This window comes from Paenibacillus sp. J22FR83, assembly GCF_059691955.1.
This window is the reverse complement of sequence record NZ_JCAUAM010000025.1, coordinates 18,920-37,481: the sequence shown is the minus strand read 5'-3', so window position 1 is coordinate 37,481 and position 18,562 is coordinate 18,920. Positions and strand designations below refer to the sequence as shown.

Annotated in this window: 16 protein-coding genes; 2 read left to right on the top strand and 14 right to left on the bottom strand. The window is 43.5% G+C overall.

The genetic code is table 11. The features are described 5' to 3' along the window. Positions 1-26 precede the first annotated feature (26 nt). The 3 genes from AC58PV_RS31370 to AC58PV_RS31360 form a co-directional block, all read right to left on the bottom strand. Positions 27-1,235, bottom strand: a complete 1,209-nt coding sequence (locus tag AC58PV_RS31370) for an S-layer homology domain-containing protein (RefSeq protein ID WP_497436853.1) — start codon at positions 1,233-1,235, stop codon at positions 27-29. Between the two features lie 203 nt (positions 1,236-1,438). After that, positions 1,439-2,191: a pseudouridine synthase gene (locus AC58PV_RS31365; RefSeq protein ID WP_497436851.1), complete on the bottom strand. Its 753-nt coding sequence runs from the start codon at positions 2,189-2,191 to the stop codon at positions 1,439-1,441. 5 nt (positions 2,192-2,196) lie between these two features. Continuing rightward, positions 2,197-3,708, bottom strand: coding sequence for an RsmB/NOP family class I SAM-dependent RNA methyltransferase (locus AC58PV_RS31360; protein WP_497436850.1), 1,512 nt, complete (start codon positions 3,706-3,708; stop codon positions 2,197-2,199). A gap of 185 nt (positions 3,709-3,893) precedes the next feature. On the opposite strand from AC58PV_RS31360, the gene AC58PV_RS31355 reads away from it, so the two are divergent. Then, complete coding sequence (locus AC58PV_RS31355; RefSeq protein ID WP_497436849.1) at positions 3,894-4,403, top strand: thioredoxin family protein; 510 nt, start codon at positions 3,894-3,896, stop codon at positions 4,401-4,403. A gap of 61 nt (positions 4,404-4,464) precedes the next feature. Here AC58PV_RS31355 and AC58PV_RS31350 read toward each other — a convergent pair whose 3' ends face one another. The 8 genes from AC58PV_RS31350 to AC58PV_RS31315 form a co-directional block, all read right to left on the bottom strand. Next, positions 4,465-4,884 (bottom strand): DUF309 domain-containing protein, encoded by a 420-nt coding sequence (locus AC58PV_RS31350; protein WP_497436848.1) that lies wholly within the window; start codon positions 4,882-4,884, stop codon positions 4,465-4,467. Positions 4,885-4,887: 3 nt separating this feature from the next. Then, positions 4,888-5,685: a GTP diphosphokinase gene (gene yjbM, locus AC58PV_RS31345; protein ID WP_497436846.1), complete on the bottom strand. Its 798-nt coding sequence runs from the start codon at positions 5,683-5,685 to the stop codon at positions 4,888-4,890. Positions 5,686-5,711: 26 nt separating this feature from the next. Beyond that, positions 5,712-6,809, bottom strand: a complete 1,098-nt coding sequence (locus AC58PV_RS31340) for a quinone-dependent dihydroorotate dehydrogenase (protein WP_497436845.1) — start codon at positions 6,807-6,809, stop codon at positions 5,712-5,714. A gap of 155 nt (positions 6,810-6,964) precedes the next feature. Next, a complete protein-coding gene (locus AC58PV_RS31335; protein WP_068662108.1) occupies positions 6,965-7,798 on the bottom strand; it encodes a PRD domain-containing protein in 834 nt (277 codons plus the stop codon). A 108-nt stretch (positions 7,799-7,906) separates the two neighbouring features. Then, entirely contained in the window at positions 7,907-9,325 is a 1,419-nt protein-coding gene (locus tag AC58PV_RS31330; protein WP_497436916.1) for a PTS transporter subunit EIIC, read from the bottom strand. A gap of 146 nt (positions 9,326-9,471) precedes the next feature. Then, positions 9,472-10,311, bottom strand: a complete 840-nt coding sequence (locus tag AC58PV_RS31325; protein WP_497436843.1) for a carbohydrate ABC transporter permease — start codon at positions 10,309-10,311, stop codon at positions 9,472-9,474. Positions 10,312-10,350: 39 nt separating this feature from the next. Beyond that, entirely contained in the window at positions 10,351-11,256 is a 906-nt protein-coding gene (locus AC58PV_RS31320) for a carbohydrate ABC transporter permease (RefSeq protein WP_497436842.1), read from the bottom strand. Between the two features lie 88 nt (positions 11,257-11,344). Next, positions 11,345-12,706 (bottom strand): ABC transporter substrate-binding protein, encoded by a 1,362-nt coding sequence (locus tag AC58PV_RS31315; protein ID WP_497436840.1) that lies wholly within the window; start codon positions 12,704-12,706, stop codon positions 11,345-11,347. Positions 12,707-13,073: 367 nt separating this feature from the next. Here AC58PV_RS31315 and AC58PV_RS31310 point away from each other — a divergent pair, with 367 nt between their 5' ends. After that, entirely contained in the window at positions 13,074-13,208 is a 135-nt protein-coding gene (locus AC58PV_RS31310; protein WP_497436838.1) for a hypothetical protein, read from the top strand. 151 nt (positions 13,209-13,359) lie between these two features. Here the strand turns inward: AC58PV_RS31310 and AC58PV_RS31305 are convergent, their stop codons facing one another. The 3 genes from AC58PV_RS31305 to AC58PV_RS31295 all read right to left on the bottom strand — a co-directional run bounded on the left by AC58PV_RS31305 (position 13,360) and on the right by AC58PV_RS31295 (position 18,560). Then, positions 13,360-14,898, bottom strand: a complete 1,539-nt coding sequence (locus AC58PV_RS31305) for a L,D-transpeptidase (RefSeq protein WP_497436837.1) — start codon at positions 14,896-14,898, stop codon at positions 13,360-13,362. 131 nt (positions 14,899-15,029) lie between these two features. After that, a complete protein-coding gene (locus tag AC58PV_RS31300; RefSeq protein ID WP_497436836.1) occupies positions 15,030-16,640 on the bottom strand; it encodes an NHL domain-containing protein in 1,611 nt (536 codons plus the stop codon). Between the two features lie 45 nt (positions 16,641-16,685). Next, positions 16,686-18,560, bottom strand: coding sequence for a FecR family protein (locus AC58PV_RS31295; RefSeq protein WP_497436915.1), 1,875 nt, complete (start codon positions 18,558-18,560; stop codon positions 16,686-16,688). Positions 18,561-18,562: the final 2 nt, after the last annotated feature.

Here is an 18,562-nt window from a genome sequence, read left to right as displayed (position 1 = left end):
AGCACCTCACTTTCTAGATGTGTGTATCATTTTTTTGGTATTAGACTATAGAAAATGGTCTTGTTATAATCAGGTGCTGGTGGAATGGCTGGAGCACTTAATGAAAATCCAGCATATGTATCAGTTGTAACACCTCTTTTAGGAATTATTAGTGCTGAAATATCCCCTAATTTATTAATAAACAAATGAGTAGGAGTATTTAATTCTCCATCAATCATTAGTTGAGGGTCACCATTCTTAAAACCGTAAAAACTATATGTTGGTTGAGGGTTGTCTTTATAAATGGATTGATCTTTGTTGTAATCTACATGCCCCTTGAAATAAAGTACGTAGCTGTTCATGTATCCATCTTTTACATATTTGCTAGTTTTTACGGTCATACCATTATGCCATTTTAAATTACTTATATCGCCTAAAAGTCCTAGATTGGGATCGTTTGGATCTTCGAGATCGATTGCAATGATTTGATCTATAGTCCCCTTATACTGTCCATCACCAGTCTCAAGTGTAAGATTAGCCGGATTCCACTTTTCAATCTGTTCCCCTCCGAAAATATGTGGCATAACCGTAAATATATTCGTGTGTTTCAATGCCAATTCAGCATTTCCAACGGCATACTTATCAATCTCTAGCGTTCCTCCTTGATTCACTTTAAGAATTCGTTCAATGATAGTTACAGATTGAGCACGCGTAGTGGAGTTGTCTGGTTCTAAGGCTCCCTTTGCTAACCCTTGGATAAGTCCTATTTTTGCTGCGTTATACATGACCGAATCATTATCTATTTGAATCGCTTTATTCTGTAAAGTCACATCAGTTGCACGCAGTGAAATACGGGACATTTCCAACCGTGAAATGGGTTCATTCATATCATTTATCGAGAAATCGGATTCTCTAAGAATTCCTTTGTTTATCGCGGCAGTCAGGAAAGGAGATGACCAGTCCACCACTGTTGACACACTTTTAACAGGTTCCTTAATCGCCGTTACAACCATTTTCACAAACTCAGCTCGAGAAACATTATTTTCGGGCTTAAATGTTGCATCCTCATACCCGTCAATATAACCTTTTTTTATAGCACCTTCGATTGCAGACATAGCCCAGTGGTCTGAAACATCTTTTAATTTGATGGTAGTGACTGTACTTGCGGTTGGTAAGGGTGACTCAGAAGCTGAGGTCGAGGATTGGCAGGCTGTGAATAAAAATAAACTAGAAAGCAGTATACATGTTTTTTTCATATTAAACTCCCCCTGTTTCTATATAACCAATTATTGGTAGTATCTCATTTCATAAATGTAAATGTCTACCTATTTTCGACATATTTTCTCTGAAAATAGCAAAACCGCCTAGCATTGCTAAAAATCAGCAATAACTAGGCGGTTCTTCCGCACCAATACATTTCACTATCAAGAAAATACCATAATTTAGTACATTTGTATAGTTAATTTTGGTTCTCGTTAGCATTTCGTAAAGCCATGAGCTCATCAGAGCTTAATTCTCTGACTTGACCCAGGCCTAAAGCAGGATCTAGTCCCAGTGGGCCCATTGAAATTCTTTTTAGAAAAACGACTTGCTTGTCGACGGCCTGGAACATGCGTTTCACCTGATGAAACTTACCTTCCATAATGGTCAGTTCAATTTCAGAAGGGATTCCCTCTACTTCATTGCCGGACTTTAAAATTTTCAAATCACCAGGCAACGTCTCATATCCATCATCTAGAGTTACACCTTGCGCAAATGCTTCGCGATCTGCATCATTCACTTCCCACTCCACTTTAGCGAAGTAGGTTTTTGGAACGTGTTTGCGAGGTGAAAGCAGGTTATGGGCTAGCTTGCCATCGTTGGTTAGCAACAGGAAGCCCTCTGTATCCTTGTCCAAACGGCCTACAGGGAACACCTCGAACGGCGCATATTCCTCGTCCAAAAGATCCACTACCGTGCGATCCCGATTATCTTCGGTTGCTGAGACAACCCCTTGTGGTTTGTTCATCATTAGATAAACAAATTCACGGTAAGTCACCACTTCACCATTTACGGTAATGGTGTCCTTGTCGGGATTCACCTGCATCCCGCTGTCCTTGACCTTCACACCGTTAACATGAATGGCGCCTTCTTTGGCGAGGCGCTTAAGTTCAGAACGTGTGCCCACGCCTACATGGGCGAGTATTTTATCGAGTCGTTGTGTTTGTTTCATGACCGTTAGGTCCACCTCCAGCCGGGCGGATATTCGTTCTTCAGCATCCCGTCGAGCCATTTGCCCCAGCCGACGGGATGATCGTCAATGCAGACTAGGCAGTAGCCTTTGGCTGCCTTCGTCTCTTTCGGATCGCGGAGTATCTCGCTCTCCGCGACTTCGAGCGTCTCGCCCTTCAAGTACCGAAGGGCTCGCTCGTCGCTCGAAGCCAAGCTCAGCGCTCGCTTGGCCTCGCGCAACCGCAGTCCCATGGCTAGCGCATGGGACGGTTCAAATCGGCCGCGGTGCAGCGCGCCGATGTACCAACCCGGCCGCACGACTTTCAGTCCGTGCAGCTCGGGCAAGCCCGCCGGCGACGCATACGCGTGCTCGCCGTAACAGACCATCCGCCTCATGGCGAAAGGCTCGCTGCGCAGCAGCTCACCGGAGAACGCCTCCAGCGGCTCCAAGCTCACCCCCGTGCTAGGCGGTGCCTCAGCACGTCCCTTCCCCCGTAGCGCGGGACGGCCGCTACGCTTCCCAGCTGCCGCCACAAACCCGGCAGCCCCCTCACTTGCACTTGTATTTGCTCTCTCCCCCACATTCCCCAAAACCGCCAAAAAATGCCCCTCACCCCGCAACTTATGCGGCCACAACCTCGCCGTCCCCGCCACTGCTTTCTTCGCTTCCTTACTATAGCCGTCGGCCTCACACCACGGTGCTCTTAACCAATCCGGCCGCCCAGGACTGAATCCCTTAATAGGTACGACATCAAACGCAGGATGCTTGTCCAAAAACTCAGCAATCTGTGCCTCATTCTCCTCCGGTGAGAACGTACAGGTCGAGTACACGATCCTGCCCCCAGGCGCCAACATCACTGCTGCTTGCGCTAACAGCTCACGCTGCATCGCAGCAAATTCTTGAACAGAATGACGTTCCCATTGTCCCATCATTTCTTCTTCCTTACGGAACATACCTTCACCCGAACAAGGCGCATCAATCAAAATTTTATCAAAATAACCTTGGAAAACAGTCAACATCCGCTCCGGTTTTTCGTTCAAAACAACGGCATTTCGCACGCCAAGCAGCTCGAGATTTTTAACCAAGGCTTTAACCCGATCCGAATGGATATCGTTGACAACTAACACACCTTCACCTTGCAGCTTCGCGGCAATCTGTGTGGATTTCCCACCTGGGGCTGCACACAAATCCAGAACCCGCTCCCCGGGTTTTACCTCAAGCAACTCCACCGGTGCCATCGCACTCGGCTCTTGGATATAGTAAAGTCCCGCATGATAATACGGGTGCTTTCCTGGCCGTTCTCCCTCTTGATAATAAAAGCCATCTGGCACCCAAGGTATCGCCGTCAATTGAAATGGACTATTCTCCATGAATTCAGCCCGTTCCACCTTACCAGTATTGACTCGTAATCCATAAACTCTTGGCTCATCATAAGAAGCGAGAAACTGCTCAAACTCCTCATCACCTAATAAATCAATCATCTTTTCCCTAAAAAGGGGTGGTAGCTGCTTCGCCATTCGACATCTTCGCTTTCTATATAAAATCCCAAATGATCAGACTTTTTGTTATTTCTCTGTACAGTGTAACGGTATTATAGCTGAGTTGTCACGAAACAGCCAATATTTTTACGAAATCCTACAGGATATGCTATACTTTTTATAGAAGATAGTAGAAAGTACACATTATATAAAGAGGTGCATACATGAAGAAGTTGCTTATTTATTTAGGCATAGTGGTCATTTTATTCGGTGGGTTATACTTTGTTAATCAGCAATCTACCAAATCTTCGGATAAAGCGAATGCAGGTAATCCGTATGGTGTTGCCGCATCCAAGCTTAATCCAGAGACTGTGAAACAATTAAACGATCCTAACTACCAGAACTTAATTTTACCAGCAGATTTAGATGCAAGATTAAAGAACAAAGAAACCTTCTTCCAATACTATTATGCGTCAACTTGCCCACATTGCAAAGTAACGACGCCAGTTCTAGTTCCCATTCAAAAAGAGCTTAATCTTGATGTTAAGCAATTCAATTTGGAAGAGTTCAAAGATGGATGGAACAAGTACAAGATCGAATCCACACCTACTTTGGTTTATTACAAAAACGGCGTAGAAGTAGATCGCATTGTTGGCGGAGTTCCTGAAGCTGGATCTACAGCCGGCAATACGCCTGAAGTGTTCAAAGCCTTTTTCAATAAGTATAAAGGTTAATGCCATTAATTAATTCACTTACAAAAGGACTTCTTCACCATTGGTGAGAAGTCCTTTCTCTTTACTCATGCTCACTACTTAGCGGTGGATCTAATCTCAATCCCTCTAGAAGATCTTCAAGCTCTTGATCCACAATCTTAATATCCAAATCATAAGGGAGAAAAGGTTCCTCTTTCAAATTCAACAGCTTCCCTAGATAAATCTTGCTCTCCTTCACTAATAAACCAAGATCGATGCCTAGTGTATGATCCGGATAAGGAGCCAGCTTGTCTAGCCCTGCACTAAAAAGTTTAATAGAACCGTTCGGATTGCCGTTCCCATGATGATAAAGGCCTACTGCAATTTGCAGCAGACCTTGGTATAACGGATTTCGACCTTCTTCCAGCCAAAGCTCTTCCATCACTTCATGACATTCGAAATAATCCCGCTGATCGTTAAAATAGTACAGAAAAGCGACATACAATCGGTCATATCCGCTCATAGATTAGCTATTATCTCCTTTTTTGGCCCTAGCAATGGCTGCCTCGATATCTGCAGATAAATCGCTAAGCCCTTCTTCTGTCTCCCAAATTTCGTTGAAACGCAATTGGAATTGGGCAGCTTCGCGTACGCGATGATAGAAATAAAGCTCTTGAATGTTGCTTAGCACCCGGTTGACTAGATTGGAATTATCCTCAAACATCCGTTGCGAAGCCATAATCTCGCCGCGAATACTCGACATTTCCTGATCCAGCAGATACGCTGCTTCTGCCGCTTTACTTAATCGTGCACGTACTTTATCAGGTAATTGCTCTTTGTATTTATAATTCAGGGAATGCTCAATCGTCGCCCAAAAGTTCATAGCTAGAGTCCGAATCTGAACTTCCGCTAGTATTTTCTTCATCCCGAGAGCTGTTTGAACGGGATATTCTATAATGATATGAAAACTTCGATATCCGCTTGGCTTTTTATTCGTAATGTAATCCTTCTCATACACCACACTCATATCTTGTCTGTTGCGTATAAGTTCAGCAAGTACTTCGGTATCTTCTACGAATTGACACATGATACGAATACCAGCGATATCTTCAATGCCTGACTCTAATTGATCCATCGGTACGCTCAAACGCTTCGCCTTCTCAAGCACGCTTGATATTTTCTTTACACGTCCCGTTACAAATTCAATTGGTGCGTATTCTTCACGACTTTTGAGCTCTCCACGTAATGTTTTGAACTTTACTTTCAACTCTTCCACTGCTTGCTCATAAGGCAGTAAAAATTTCTTCCAGTCTCGTCCATCCATCCATGTATCCTCCATCCTGAATGAAACTAGTGCGAATCTACGCCTATTGCCTGGGAAATATGTGTGAATCCATCCCTCTTTAACAGTTCTTGCAGCCCTTTATTTATCTGGCCTAACAAGCCCGGTCCCTCGTAGATTAATGCTGTATATACCTCAACAAGGCTTGCTCCTGCACGGATTTTGTCATACGCATCCTGCGCAGTGAAAATCCCCCCAGCCCCAATAATCGGCAACTTGCCTTCGGTTAATTGATACACGCGTCGAATTACATCTGTTGAACGCTGGGTGAGTGGCAATCCACTAAGCCCGCCAGCTTGTTCGCGATTTGCATGTCGCAATCCTTCTCTACTGAGCGTTGTATTGGTAGCGATGATACCCGATATTCCGCTTTCCTTAATGATTTGAACAGTAAGAACGAGCTCATCATCCGATAAATCTGGTGCAATTTTGACAAGTACCGGTTTCGCGGCACCGCCGTGCTTCTTATGTTGTACTTGCATCTCATCACGAACTGTAGACAACAATCGTTTCAAATCATCGCCATGTTGTAAATTACGCAAATCAGGTGTATTTGGTGAGCTTATGTTAACAACAAAGAAGTCTCCATATGTATATAACGCTTCGATACAAGCACGGTAATCTTCTTCCGCCTGCTCGTTCGGCGTAGATTTATTTTTACCTATATTCACGGCAACTGGAATCGCACGTTTTCCTGTCTTCTTCAGGTTGTCTGCCATCTCAGCAGTACCTACATTATTGAAACCCATTCGATTAATAAGTGCTTTGTCTTCTGGTAAACGGAACAAACGGGGAAGTTCATTACCTGGTTGTGGCTTGGGTGTAATCGTACCGACTTCCATAAAGCCAAAACCCAATTGTGAGAATCCTTTGACCGCTTTCGCGTTTTTATCTAACCCTGCAGCAAGGCCAACTGGGTTGCCGAAGTGCAATCCCCATAACTCCTGTGTTAATTGTGGTGATTCTGCGACCCCATACATGGATTTAAGCAGTTGCTTGCCACCAGGCAGATTCCCAAGGGTACTGAGTCCGTCAATCGTTAAATGATGCGCCTTCTCCGGATCCATTCGGAACAAAACGGGCTTGGCTATTTTCTTATAAAGCATGTCCTATGCACTCCGTTCTCTAAGTACTCTATCAGTCAGTTTAGCTGACATTGTAGAAATATGCAATCCACCGCTGACCTTAAACCGTCTATTCACACAAAAAATCCCTGCTCCACAAAGGTTGCAAGGGAATACTCTCAGCTTATTTATTTCACTTAAACTTCTGTACGTTGCAGCAAGCGCTCCAAATGCATCGTCAAGTAGCCGGTCTCATCGTCAGGTACTTCTAATTGCAGTGAATCACTTAATAGTAGGGATAATACCTTTGCCTTCACGTAGGTATCGCCGTATTCTTCTTTAATTTTGGAAAGCAGTGAATTTTGCAGTGTTTTCTTCGACTTAACCCGTTCAATGACACCTTTTAAATGGGAGATAAAACGAAGGGTCGAGAACGAATCATCGAAATTAAAGCCAAGTTCCTTCGCAGATTCGATTGTTTGTGAGACCACTCTGACAACCGCAAGAGAATCCGATGCTTGCTCTTTCTTACGGGCACTGTTGAAATGCATCGTCAAGAAAGCAACCTCATCCTCCGGTAATTTCACATCCAAATGTTCATTCAAGAACTCAACAGCCTTCTTAGCAACTTTATATTCCTCAGGGTACATGTAACCAATTTCGTAGGCAAAAGGGTTCGTGATAAAGATTCCGCGCTTCTGCCGCTCCACCGCAAAATTAATATGATCAACAAGCGATGCGTGGATCGTTTCCGAGAAATCGCCTTCCAGCATGCTTTGTGCGTAAGCAATCACTTCTTCGGTAATCCCGATGATTTTCACGTCGACGGCGTTTAGGATTTGTTCATAGTTCTTCAATACTTCTGATGTATGCAAAAGGAACTCTTGCGTGATTTCACCTTCACTAATCATCATACCTGGCGTTTTCTTGAATCCAATCCCCTTACCGAATGCAATGGAATTTTTCCCCGAGCTTAAATGCGCCATCACCACGTTATGGGATAGCACATGTATGATCGTCCGTTCAATCATAAGACACCTCCCAATTTACAGTTTCGGGGTCCCCGCAAAGCAGCCGGAATAGACTTCGAAGGCATACGTCTCTTTGTGGGGTATATTTAGGCTTGTCCTGATTATTTCTCATTTTGTACCTAGCAAAGGTTTGATGCTTTCACGAAGTTGTTCCGATTCCGTCCCAAACACGACGTGTACATTACCTTTTCCTAACCGAATGACACCAATCGCACCTAATTCCTTAAGCTCGTTATCTTGTACAAGTACTTCATCTTTAACGAGAAGGCGCAATCGCGTAATACAAGCATCGATGGATATAATATTGGAAGCTCCACCGATATGTGTAAGAACTCGTGTTGGTCGATCCACCAGAGGACGCTTTTCTTCAACTGCTTCTATCTCAACATGTTGCTCCACGTCATCCTTACTTGATACTTTCATCGGAAAGAAGTGTAGATACGCGCGGAAGGTAGTAAAATATATAATAAAGTAGACAGCGCCAATGAGTATGATCCAATATGGATTCGTCGCTAAGTGCCAATTTAGTACAAAATCAATAAATCCTGCAGAGAAACCAAAGCCCATTTTCACTTGAAGGATATTCATAACAAGCATCGAGAAGCCCGTAAGAACAGCATGAATGACATAAAGACCAGGCGCTACGAACATAAAAGCAAATTCAATTGGCTCTGTGATGCCTGTCAGGAAACTTGTCAGTGCAGCTGTTAACATCACGGGGGCTACAAATTTCCTTGTAGATGACGAAGTACTTCGTACGACAGCAAGTGCTGCTGCTGGAAGCCCGAACATGATCACAGGATAGAAACCTGTCGTGAACATCCCGGCTGTAGGATCCCCTGCGAAGAAGCGAGAAATATCCCCATGTACCATTTTGCCTGCTGGTGTTACGAAATCCCCGATTTGAAACCAAGCGATATTATTAATCACATGATGTAGACCTGTAGGAATAAGCAACCGATTCATGACGCCATAGATGAAAACCCCAATGTTCCCATTATCAACAACCCATAAACCTATTTCACTTATACCTTGCTGAACAGGAGGCCAGATGAGCCCAACAACTACACCTAGAAAAACCATTACGAGGGATGTTAGAAGTGGAACAAACCGTTTCCCGCCGAAGAATCCGAGCGACTTTGGCAACTGAATATGACTAAATCGATTGAAGAACGTAGCAGAGAGCATCCCCACCATCATCCCGCCAAGCACGCCTGTATCCAAAGGCTCCGAGCTGCCTGAAACCATTTGAAAATGTTTAAGAACATTATCAAAAACCAAATAACCAACAGCAGCCGCTAAAGCAGCAATGCCTTCTCCAGAAGTTAATCCGATCGCAATCCCGATAGCGAAAATCAGTGGCAAATTATCAAAAATTGCGCTTCCGCCTAGCTCAAAAATTTGAGCAACATGAACAAGGAATGGATCATCGAAAGACATTTTACCAATTCGAAGAAGAATGGATGCTGCCGGCAGCACCGCAATAGGGATCATCAGCGATCTCCCCATCTTCTGAAACGCATACATTACACTCATCAGATTCACCTATAGCCCACAAGTTTGGCCGTTCCTTGTTTGCTTTTACCTATCCCCATTATAGTAGAAAGAACACCCTCCCGAAAGGATAAATTCCTCTAGGTTAAGGTGTTTTTTCTATGCATTGCCATATACCGTTATTTCACAGCTCCTGCTGTAATCCCACTTGCAATCTGGCGTTGGTATATCATATACACGATCAAAGTCGGTAATGTCGTGATAAGCAATCCCGCGAATAAGGGACCCCATTCTACCCGATATTGCATCTCGGCTTGCATAACAGCGAGACCAATTGGAAGCGTATACTTCGTCGGCTCATTCGTAAGAACGACCCCAAGGAAGTATTCATTCCAGTTATTCAACATGTTCGTGATCATAACCGTAATCAGACCTGGCTGTGACAATGGTAACATAACCCGGAAGAACGTGCCATAGTGCGAAGTTCCATCAATAATGGCAGCTTCTTCGATTTCTTTGGGCAGTGATTTGTAGAACCCAACCAGCAAGAAGATCCCGAATGGCAAGTTGAGTGCCGCGTAGACGAGGATAAGCCCCAGCCAAGTATTAATAAGGTGCATATCATTCAACAAGAAGAACAAGGGAATCAAGGCAAGAGCGAACGGAATCATCATCGAAGAGATGTAAATCGTAAAGAGAATTTTATTCCCCTTAAAATCATATCTCGCCAGAATATATGCCGTCATTGCTGCTAGGATCATACCCAGTAACGTACTACCTACCGTCACTACAATTGAATTGAGGAAGTAAGTACTGAAGTTATATTTACTCCACACATACGAGAAGTTTGACCAAAGTAATGGGAATTTAGGCAATGCCCACGGAGCATTTAAGAAAAATTGTTCATTATTTTTGAGCGCATCGAGCAATGTCCATACGAGCGGATAGAGCACCGCAACACTCCAAATGATTAGAATGATCCACACTAACATTTTTGCTAATGGATTTTTGACAGTCATAACATGGTTCCCTCCTTCAGTATCTTGGTCTATGATGACTTAGTGCATTTCGATGGTTTCTTGGCGCATGATACGCTGCAAGATCAGTGTCGTAATGAGTGACACGATAAGAATCATGACACCAATGGCCGCTCCATAACCGAAATGATACTGTTGAAAAGCCATCCGATACAGATAAGAACCCATAACTTGCGTCGTATTATCTGGTTGTCCCCCATTAGTCATTAATTGAACGATAACGAAGGAACCATTAAGTGTTGTGATTACAATATTAACGATGGAAACCTTAATCTGCTCCCAGATGAGCGGCATGGTAATATGGCGGAATTGCGCCCCTTGACCAGCTCCGTCTATATTAGCTGCCTCATAATAAGAAGCAGGAATATTCACGATTGCAGCAATCATTAGGATCATGTAGAAACCAATACCTGCCCATATTGTTGGTGGTAGAAGCATCCAGATCGTGTGCTGAGGAAATCCTAGCCAAGTGATATCTACTTTTTTCTCCGTAAAGAGTGACAAGAAAGCATTCAAGAATCCGATTTGCGGATTATAAATGAAATTCCAAAGTACGCCGATAACAACGACTGAAATAACATTCGGGATAAAGAAAATCGCTCGGAAGAAACCGGAACCCTTCAGTTTAAATCTTGTTAATGCCACGGCGAAGAACGTCGCCAGTATCATAATCCCTATGACTTTACCCACAACGAGGAAATAATCATTTCCAATGGCTCTAAGTACAATCGGATCTTTAAACAGTTCAACGAAGTTGTCAAAACCGATAAACTCGCTATTTTCAGACATTCCTGACCAATCATAGAAAGACTTCTGTAAGGCTTGTATAACGGGATAAATCGTAAATACGCAGAAGAAAAGAAAAGTCGGAATGATGAATGAAGCGATGAACAAATTCCGTTTCAATTTTTTCGAGTTGGCCTTCATTCTATCGTCACCGTCCTATCATTAAAATGGCGGAGAACGCCACAGGCAGCATTGCCCTTGAAGTTCTCCGCACTGCTTCATTCAGTTCCTATTTCTTTTGTTTTGCCACAACATCGGATACGCGGGTTACCCATTGTTCAGGAGTAATTGTGCCAATTGTCAAAGCAACAGTTGCGTCTTGCATCGCTTTGTCAACGTCAGCAGCGAAAGAAACGGTTGGTACAACAACTGTGTCAGGTGAAGACAAGAATTTCGCAGCATCCTTTACGAAGTTAGGAGCTTTGGAAGAAGAAATATCACCTTTAACGTTGGATGGAGCACCACTTAGCTCAGCCCATTGGGAAGCTTGTGTTTTGGAGAATACGAATTGCATAAATGCTTTTGCAGCATCTTTATTTTTCGCTTTTTTCGCGATACCGAACGTAGCTGTGGATGTATTAGCTACAACTTTTCCACCTTTATCTTGTGTGATGGATGGAATGAAACCGAAGTCGAAGCCACCTGGAACGTCTTTCGCCATCTCGTTTGGTAACCATAGACCGTTCGGAATGAACGCATCTTTGTGTTGCAGGAACAAGGATTGGGAATCCGTGTGGTTAATTTGTACGGACGCTTTGTCGATGTAGCCTTTGTCACGCATTTGAACGATTTTGTTTAGACCTTTGATAATTGCAGGGTTTTTCCAAGCTTCAAGATTGTTTGTGGACATGTCTTGCAGCAATTTGTAGTCATTGTTGTTCGCAGATACGATCGCTGGAAGCAATACACCACCGTTGATGTAGTACGGATATTTACCAGTGTGGATGAATGGATTAATGCCAGCGCCTTTAATTTTCTCACTTACAGCCAAGAACTCTTCGAAGTCTTTCGGCTCAGCCCAACCTTTGTCTTTGAAAAGAGCTTTATCGTAGAAAATACCCCATGAGCTCATTACGAAAGGAATGTTGTACGTTTTGCCGTCAAATTGTTGTGGCTTCTGTGCAAGCAAATCAATGATTTTCTCGCCATCCACGTTTTTCGCGTCTTTGATCCAGTCCGTCAAATCTTCGAGTTGTCCGTCTGTCACCATTTGGCGGTCGAACAATTCAGGTCCATCGATGTATACGAAATCAGGTGGGTTACCAGCAATCCAACGGGGTTTCATTTGCTCGTTGATTTTTGGTCCCGCACTTTCTTTAATTTTCAAATCAGGGTTTTTCGCTTGGAAATCGGCAATAACTTTTTTCCACCATTTATCGCCGTAACCGCCAACAAAGTATTGGATTTCAAAATCACCAGTAAGTTTAGTAGATGCTGCTGCCGTAGGTGCCGCGGAAGCTGCCGCTGTTGTTGTTGGAGCTACAGATGCTGCTGGTTTTGTAGTTTCTGCTGGGGTGGATTTACCGCAACCTGCAGCTACAAGTGCCATTGACGTTGCCAAACCAATTGTTGACCATTTTTTCATGTTCATGTGATCATCGTCTCCCTTTTTTTAATTCGTCTACTTATTTATTGGTGAAGCGTGTCCCCGGGTAGTTAAACTCTTGTTCGTTTGTGCGATCAACCCCTTTCATAATCGGCAATGGGCAAAATAAAAAGGGCATAGTTATAGAAGAAGACTTGCATTTCTTCTAATAACTAATGCCCTTACGGTAACATGTTATTAAAACTTACATATTAAATTATTTTTGGTGTTCCGTGTGATTAAATCTTACAATAAATTGACATGGACGTCAATACTCTTTTTTTAACCCGCTTATTATTCTTGTTCATTGTATGCGCATTCTTATGATATGATAGAATCATCTCGTTTAATCCTAATGGAAAAGGTGATTCTTATGGCCAAACGCAAACCAGTGACCGCTTCGCGCAGACAGAAAAATGAAATTAATTTGAAAGCGATTTACTGGACAGGATCGATTTTCTTAGTGATCATTATACTTATGACTTTACTGCTCATTTTGAACAAATGATTATGTTAAAGTGATTGAAAACTTCACATTTCGAATTGTAATCGCTTTCGAGACGATTGTCAAGAATAAAACTTGCAGTAGTTACATACGTCAACTGGTTATGTGTAAACCCGAAAAAAGGAGAGGCAAGTATAAACTTGCACCTCCTTTTTTAATCAAGCCATTTGTATACCTTATTCGGATTGTTATCCTTCGTTTCCAAAGGCAAACCGATCGCTTGCTGAGGTATTCCACCACCAGCCCCAATACCTTCGCCACCTACAGAGGGAGGTAACATGCCTTTCCCAATTGTTACTTTCGTTTGCCCAGGAACCATGTTATATAATTCTTCCACATCCTTCTGCAGCATACGAACACATCCATGGGACTCGTCCTTGCCTATGCTCGAAGGCTTATTCGTCCCATGTATAGCATAGAGCGTATCCGACAATGTCATTCCGCGGCTACCGAACTCCCCATTCGATCGCCCATTCGGATTTCGCACTTTTTCACTGATGATAAATTCCCCTTGCGGCGTCTTATTCCCACCAAGACCTACTGGATATCGCCTCAGAATGAAATCTCCACTCACAACAGCCAACTGATGCTGTTCGGTATCAATGACAATTCTAAGCGGCTCTTTAAAAGGCTCGGTTGAGGCAACAGGCTGCGAACTGCTCGCCGCTAGCACTTTCTCTTCGTTCAGTTGCGAAGGGCGTTCACTAGCATTCCCTCCCGTTAGATTCGGTACTTGCGGTGCTTTTCCACTCGAAAGCTCAGCTACCTTCTGCAACGCAGCAGGGAACGCCTCCTTCATTTGCGGTGTTAGTCCTGGCAACAGGTTGTCCGGATACGGCTTCGTCAATTGTTCCGGCTTATCCGGTAAACTACCCGTTTTGCTTTGGTATGCCTGTATCGCACTTTGCAAAATAATCGCTTCTTCGCGATCATGCATCCAAGCTTGGATGATAGGTACTAGCTTTGAGCTATCTACCACTTCACAAGAGCATATTTGCGCTTGATAATACTTTAATACAGCTTGATTCACTCCGGTGCCTGTATGTTCCACGCTTAGCAAGGGACTAACCGATCGATGCCATTCTTTCCATTGGCCATCTTTACTTGGGGGCGCATCCATTATGACAGATTCCCCTGTCCCTCTGACAGGAGGTTGTAGGATCTGTTGCAGTTTTTTCCCCCAATCCCCATCTGAGAAATACAGTTTTAATCCAGGATTATCCACCTGAATGTCTGTAAGTGTAGCAACTTCACCTCCACCTGCTTGTTTTCCAGCGGAATCGAACGTATGTTCCATTTCGTCTGATTTGGCAAGATCCATGCCTGCTGGAAGCAACAGCAGAACGAACATGATAAGATAAGGCAGCCATTTCCGCTTTCTACGTGATTGGGAATGGCGAGCTTCAACCGCTGCTGCTTCTTTTAATAACTTCGGATTCGTCAAGTTAAGAGGCAACGGCTCTTCCAACACTATTTTTTGCTGCTCAAATGCTTCATATATTTCCCCAGCCTGTGCAAAACAGTACGCCGCTTTACCAGTTTTCCCCTGAGCCGTGTACTCTCTGCCTAGTAAATACCACGCCATTTTATGATCGGGATGCTCTTTCACATATTTCTTGAGATACAGAGGATCCTCGATCGGATTATGTTGGAAGAATTTCGACAATTGATCCTTTTGATTATTTGACTTCAAGTGCTCAGTCCCCCAGTCCGATTTCCACTATTCTCCGTTTTTATCGGCAATCGAGGCACAAAGTTGAAGTCCCAATAGAAAAAGGCTTGGTCAGGGAACCCCCCCTTCCAAGCCTCTCATTTACAACGATTCTATTTCACGCGTAAGATTGCCGTTTGAACCTCAGCTTGCCACTGCACATCCAACCCAATCTGTTCAGCGAAGAAGCGAATAGGTACGTAAGTACGATCTTGCTTCACATAAGGAGCAACATCCGTCTCTACTTTCGAATCTGGCAGCCCTGTTTGCTTGCGTGTGATCCCCGTTTCACCGATGGTTAACTCTACAGTCAAGTCACCTTTGGAGAGCTGTACGATTGATTTACCAGCCTGTTCGACATAAGTCACTTTATAGCCAAAAGTTTCACTAATCGCACGCACTGGCACCATAGTACGCCCGTCTTGAATTTCAGGCTGCGCATCGAAGGAAATAAGCTTGTTACCGCTGACCACCTTCACTTGTCCATCATTAGAAACCGCCTCAGGCAATTGATACGGGGTAATTTTGCGAATTTTGTTATTGGATGCATCCGCTACAACCAAATTACCTTGCGATGACACTAGTACATCTGATGGATTATAGAATGCTGCAGATTGCTCAACACCATCTTCTTCCCCGGTTTGAGGTGTTCCTGCGATCGTTGTTACTTGGCCATTTAACAGATAACGCACGGAATGATTCAAACTATCTGCGATCAGGAGGCCGCCCTCCGAGGTCACAGTCAGACCTTTAGGGAAGTCGAACTTCGCTTTCAATGCTTCTCCGTCAGCATAATCACCCGCTGCATATAACTCGTTTTTCCCATAAATTGCAGAAGCACTAACAGTTGGTGTAGATCCAGCTACTGTCGATACATTTCCGGAGGCCAAATCAATATAGCGGATACGCTGATTACCTGTATCACTGACGTATAGATTTCCTTTGCCATCTAGCGCTAGTCCAGAAGGCTCATTGAATGTCGCCGTAGAGAGGCTTCCATCGTGGTATTCCCCTGCGAATGAGGCCTCACCTGGACGAACCTGAATAACACGGGTAGAAGGCGCTGTAAGCGTTGTAACGCGACCATCTGCAGCGATTTTACGAATAGTATGATTAAGCGAGTCAGCTACATAGAGGGTACCGTCAGCACTCGCCGCAATATCACTTGGGTGATTGAAAGTAGCTTCTGAACCATTGCCGTCTTTGTTGCCAGGTACCCCTTTGCCTGCAACTGTAGAGACAATTCCATTTACGTCTATTTTGCGAATAGCATGATTGCCAGCATCCGCCACATACACATTGCCTTTGGCATCTACAGCTAGACCCGTCGGCTCGTTAAAGAAAGCTTCAGACGCTTTCCCGTCAAGCAGTCCACCAGTGGGGAAACCTTGTGCATTTTTCACAACAGCAAGAGCAGGTCCTGCAAATGTGGTCACTTGACCATCTTTCAATTTACGAATGACATGGTTGCGTGTATCCGCAATAAGGATACTTCCGTCAGTGAGTTGAAGCACACTTCCCGGTGAACGGAAGGCTGCCTGCAGAGCAGCGCCATCTGTATCTTCGAATTCACCAATACCCGCGAGGGTCGAGACGTCTGATAGAATCTGCCCTGTACTTGACTTCAAACCATCCGCATCTATGCCAGCAGCTAAAGCAGATGATCCTCCTATTAACGTAGCAGCAATTACGCTTGAAATTAATATCTGTTTTAAGGGTTTCATTGGAATCTCCTTTAATTCAACTAATAAACTTAATGAGTTCGAATCCTATACTGGTGGAAAATCGATATTTGGCATAGGTGTCCCAGTGCCCACTGTCTTCGGTTGAATACTTGTAAGTGGAACATTAATAGTTTCGACTTCACTATTTGCCTTCTTGCGAACAATCACAATTTTACCAACACTGATAGTTGTAGCCCCATAAGTTTCCATTGGGATGCTTACTAGCTTTTTCGTTCCTGTAAATGAAATGTTGGGAACACTTCCAAAATTGGTCACTGCATATACAAGCTCATTCTGAGAACCATGCAATTCATAGGCTTTGATATAATCAGCACTTGTAAGTGGATTAGTAAATACCGTTGAATTGGCATTAAACGGAACTTCTGAATGATAATTATAAAATGCATTGTAACCATACAGTAAATGAATTTCTACGCCATAGATGTCCTTACCATAGGTATCGATGAAATCAGTCATATTGATATTCAAATTAAAGCGTGTATACGAAGGGCCTTCTACATTGGGATTTGGCTCAACGACTGTATCTACAACTTCCATACTGACAACTGGCGTTGGTGCCGGTGTGACGGTGTCTCCACCACCACTGTTTCCATTATTGTTGTCACCAGAGGCTGGTTGAGTTGGTGTCGTTGTTCCTTGCTTATTCGTCTCAAATTCTTGTTTCTCTTTCTCAGTCATGCCAGCCTTCAACTTCGCTTCTGCCTCTGCCTTTGCCTTTGCTTCTGCAGCTTTCTTCTCTTCAGCAATTTTCTTCTTTTCATCCTCTAGCTTTTTCAAAGCATCAGCAAGCTTTTGCTTAGCAGCAGCCTCTGCCTTTTCCTTCTCAAGCTTACTCTTTAACTTTGCTTCCTCAAGCTTCTTAAGCTCTTCTTGCTTTTTCTTCTCTAATTCAGGATCAACACCTGCCGTTTTATCCAGTGGCTTCACTTTAGATAAATCAAGTTTTTTATCCGTTGAGTCAATTTTTTTATTGGCCTCAGCAATTATCGTGTCTACCGTCTTTTGATCGAGCTTATTGCTCGCAATTGCTTGCTTAGCAACGTTACCAATTAGATTATCTAAGTTTTGTTTTACTTTATCGAGGTCTGACTGATTTTTAATGCTCAACGAATTTTTATCATTCGTAGACGTTCCATCTGCAATTTCTTTTTGCTTTTTCGCAACGAACTCATCGTTTTCTTTATCTATGTCGGCTTTATTAAGAATTAATTCTTTAATAATTTCTGGTGAAGCATTTTTAATAAAATCCTCTAGGTCGAAGAACTCCACTTTCAAGTCCAGATCATTAGTTTCATTTCTGGAATCCAAAGAAATTTCTTGCGTTGGGTTCACATAGGTAATGGTTGTGGTTTGTGTCTCATCCGAGCTGGGCGTTACTGTGGAAGCAGATACTCGTCCTGAACCTACAGCCATTTTGGTTTTACCAGAAACAGGATCAACAGATACGAAGAATTGTGTTCCACGTACACCCATTACTGCAGTTGGTGTTTCTACCTCAAACTCATCATCTGCACCGGCCAATGATTTAACTTTGACCCACATGGAACCCGCCCAAACTTTCAGTTTGGACTTCTTATTCCCGTTAGCAGAATTGAGATCAGACACATTCAATTCAGCGTTGTCACCTAATGTAACATCAGCGTCTCCACTAGCTAAGTTAAGTGTTACCGAGGAGCCGTCCCCTGTATAAACGGTATCCCCTTGGTTTAAGCTCATATTTTCATAAGCATCATACGTTTTCGAACCGCCACCTTTTTTAATCGTGACGTCACCAGACAAAGCCGAAATAATGGCAACCCGGACCGTTTTTGCATCCACTGGTTTTACCAACAACACAGAAACTAAACTAAACACTAAGCTAAGACTTAATAAAACTGATATAAATGATTTCTTGGTCATTC